The following is a 3,257-nucleotide window of genomic DNA, read 5'->3' on the forward strand; positions in this document are numbered from 1 at the left end:
GGTGAGGGGTCTGGCGTCGTGCCGGGGCGCGGACGCAGAACGGGCCGAGTCCTGGAGACCCGGCCCGTTCTGCACGGAGGTTCCGCCCGGAGGCGGTGCGTTCGGGCGGCACCTCTCGGTGCCGGCCGCGCGGCGCTACTTCTTGAGCAGCTTCCGCAGGAACACGAGGAACGCGGCGCCCGCGGCCACGGCCACGGCCAGCGGCTGCCAGCGCTCGCTCAGCTGGTCCGCCGCGGAGGTGGAATCCGCCGGGCGCACGCCCTGGGACCCGCCCCTGGTGGCGAACGTGTTCTTGACCGACTCCTGCGTGCTGGTGAACGTGCGGGAGGTGCGGTTCACGAAGCCCTGGGTGGCGGACTGCACGGAGTCGGCCCGGTTCTGGGCGTCGTCGCGCAGGCTCTTGAGGTGCTCGCGGCGCAGCTTCAGGCGGTTGCGCAGCTGCTCCTCGGTGGGCTTGACCGGCTTGACCTGGTTGGGGTCGTTGGCGGCCTCCTCCTTCTCGCGCTGCTTCTTCTGCTCGGCCTCGTTGATGTCGCGCTGCACGCGGCCCTCGGTGTAGGCGGAGCCCTCCTTGACCACGCCGAGGTCGTAGCGCAGACCGAAGATGGTCTTCTCCGGCACGAGCGGCATGGCGCTCTTGATCCTGGAGACGCCGATCAGCGCGAGGACGGCCAGAACCACCAGGAACACCACGGCCAGCAGCAGGGCCGCGAGCCACGCGGGCATCACGTGCGAGAGACCGGCGATCGCCGCGCCGATGAGCGCGATGGTGGCGAGGAGCAGGAAGACCAGGCCCACCACGGCGAACGCGGCGCCCACGCCCACCTTGATGCCCTTCTCCTTCAGCTCCAGGACGGCCAGCTGGGCCTCGTCCTTGAGCTGCTTGGGGAGCAGGCGCAGGAAGACCTTCACGACATCCACGATGGATGCCGGACCCGGCTTCGTGGTGGTGCGAGTTCCTGCCCTGGGTGTTTGGCCGCTGGTGGGGCCCACTGCATGGCTCATGCCGCCTCCGATGAGTACGTGGTGGTGATTAACGGTCGATCTGCTCTCAAAATACCATTCGCTCGCCTATCGACAGGCCACTGTGCGCGCCGCACGGGGCCCCGCGACATCACTGCAGCCGGCCGTCCTCCATGCGCACGCACCGGTCCGCGAGCGGCACGAACTCGGTGTCGTGGGTGACCACGAGCGACGCCAGGGAGAACTGGTGGGTGAGGTTCGCCAGCAGCTCCATGATGCTGCGGGAGCGCTCCTGGTCCAGGGCCGCGGTGGGCTCGTCCACGAGCAGCAGCTGGGGGTCGTTCATGAGTGCGCGGGCGATGTTCACCCGCTGCCGCTGACCACCGGAGAGCTGGTGCGGGCGGCGGTCCCCGCAGTCCACGAGTCCCACCTGCTCAAGCAGCTCGTCCGCCCGGGAGCGGGCGGCACGCAGGTCCTTGCCCCGGGCACCGGCCACGTGGGCGGCCAGCACCAGCTGCTCCCGGGAGGTCAGGGCCGCCAGCAGGTTGGGCTGCTGGAAGACCATGCCGGTGTGACCCCGGCGGATCTTCGCGAGCTCCTTCTCGGGCAGCTCGGTGAGCTCCTGACCGGCCACGGAGACGGTGCCCGAGGTGGGCTTGATGAGCGCGGCCGCCACGGCGAGCAACGAGGACTTCCCGGAGCCGGAGGGCCCGATCAGGGCGGTCATGTCCCCGCGGTGCAGGTCCAGGCAGACCCGGTCCAGGGCTCGCACGGTGCGCGGCCTGCCCTGGGCGTCGGTGCCGTCCGGGTATTCCAGGGACACGTCCCGTGCGCTCAGAGCCGGCGCGGCGGCGTCGTCGACCGCGAGGCCGCCGGTGCGGGGCGCGGGCTCGCTCCCGGCCTCGTGGCGGGGCTCGTGGTGCTCCGCGTGGCGGTGGCCCTCGTGACGGTCCGCGCGGTGGCGGGGTTCGGCGTCAGAAGCATGCATGATCAGTTACCTCCCAGGGCAATCATCGGATCCACGGTGGAGACACGGCGCACGGCGAGCAGGGAACCCAGCAGGCCGAGCACGAGCACGCCCACCATGGGCAGGGCCACGCTCGCAGCACTGAGCTCGAACGGCACGGCGGAGCCCGCGAGCATTCCGCCGAGCAGTCCCAGGGCACCGCCCACGAGCACACCCAGGGTGAGCACCACGGCGGCCTGGACGAGCGAGTCCCGCACCACGTAGCCGCGGCTCGCGCCGAGCGCGCGCAGCACCGCGATGTCACGCGTGCGCTGGATGGTCCACACGGTCAGGAACGAGATCACCACCAGGGCGCTGATCCCGTAGAGGAAGCCCTGCATCATGAGCAGGGACCCGCGCTCGGACTGGTAGGCGGGCAGCGCCGCGAGGGAGTCCTTGGTGGACAGGGCCACGGTGTCGGTGTCACCGGGGGTGGCCTCGGGGACGTCCTGCGTGGTCAGTGCCAGGGCGGTGGCCTGCTCGTCCGGGGCGGTGTGCGCCACCGCGGGGAAGTCGGCCATGCTCATCCACGCCACGGGAACGTGGCTGTAGTACTCGTTCTCGGCCACGCCAGCCACCTTCAGGGCCTTGCCGCCCATGGACACGGTGTCCCCCACGGAGACCTTCATGTCCTCCGCGAGCGTCTCGCTCAGCACGGCCTCACCCTCACCGGGGTGGTTGGCGCCGGAGGTGGCGGTCACCCCGGAGGCCAGGTCCGTGCCCGGCTCCAGGGCCATGGCAGCGGCGGCGGTGGCGTCCGAGCGCTTGGCCGCGGCGTCGTCCGAGGACTCCGCACCGCTGCGGATGCTGGTCTGGGTGATCCCGAGGCGCTCCACCTTGTCCTCGCCCACGGCGTCCTTCCAGGTGTCCACCTGCTTCTGGTCGATCGAGGAGGTGGTGAAGGACGGCGTGCCGGAGTCGCCGGGGGGCGCGGTCAGCACGATGCGCTGGGCCTCCAGCTTCTCCAGGGCGGACGTGTTCTGGTGGCCCAGACCGTTGGTCAGGCCCGTGAGCAGCACCAGCAGCAGGGTGATGAGAGCCACGACCGTGGCCAGGAGCGCGAACCGCCCCTTGGCGAAGGTGATGTCCCGCAGGGACAAGAACATGGGGAGTCTCCCGTGACGACAGAGGTTTCAAGGACAGCATCCAGTCTGCTGGGCCGAGGGCTTGGGCGGATCACCAGCGCGGTTGAAGACCACCGCGCACGGGGTTGATCCCGGGATCAACCGTTCGGTTGATGTGTTCCGAGCCCGCCTGCGTACCATGGCCGGGGGTCACGACCCGGCCC

General features: G+C 70.6%; 3 protein-coding genes. All 3 read right to left on the bottom strand.

Features of this window, described 5'->3' with window-relative positions:
- Positions 1-135: 135 nt before the first annotated feature.
- Positions 136-912: a phage holin family protein gene (locus CWC38_RS11320; protein ID WP_240625244.1), complete on the bottom strand. Its 777-nt coding sequence runs from the start codon at positions 910-912 to the stop codon at positions 136-138.
- A gap of 202 nt (positions 913-1,114) precedes the next feature.
- Positions 1,115-1,951 (bottom strand): ABC transporter ATP-binding protein, encoded by an 837-nt coding sequence (locus CWC38_RS11325; protein WP_121846823.1) that lies wholly within the window; start codon positions 1,949-1,951, stop codon positions 1,115-1,117.
- A 2-nt stretch (positions 1,952-1,953) separates the two neighbouring features.
- A complete protein-coding gene (locus CWC38_RS11330) occupies positions 1,954-3,075 on the bottom strand; it encodes an ABC transporter permease (RefSeq protein ID WP_121846824.1) in 1,122 nt (373 codons plus the stop codon).
- Positions 3,076-3,257 lie beyond the last annotated feature (182 nt).

The organism is Kocuria tytonicola (assembly GCF_003687455.1).
Lineage (GTDB): Bacteria > Actinomycetota > Actinomycetes > Actinomycetales > Micrococcaceae > Kocuria > Kocuria tytonicola.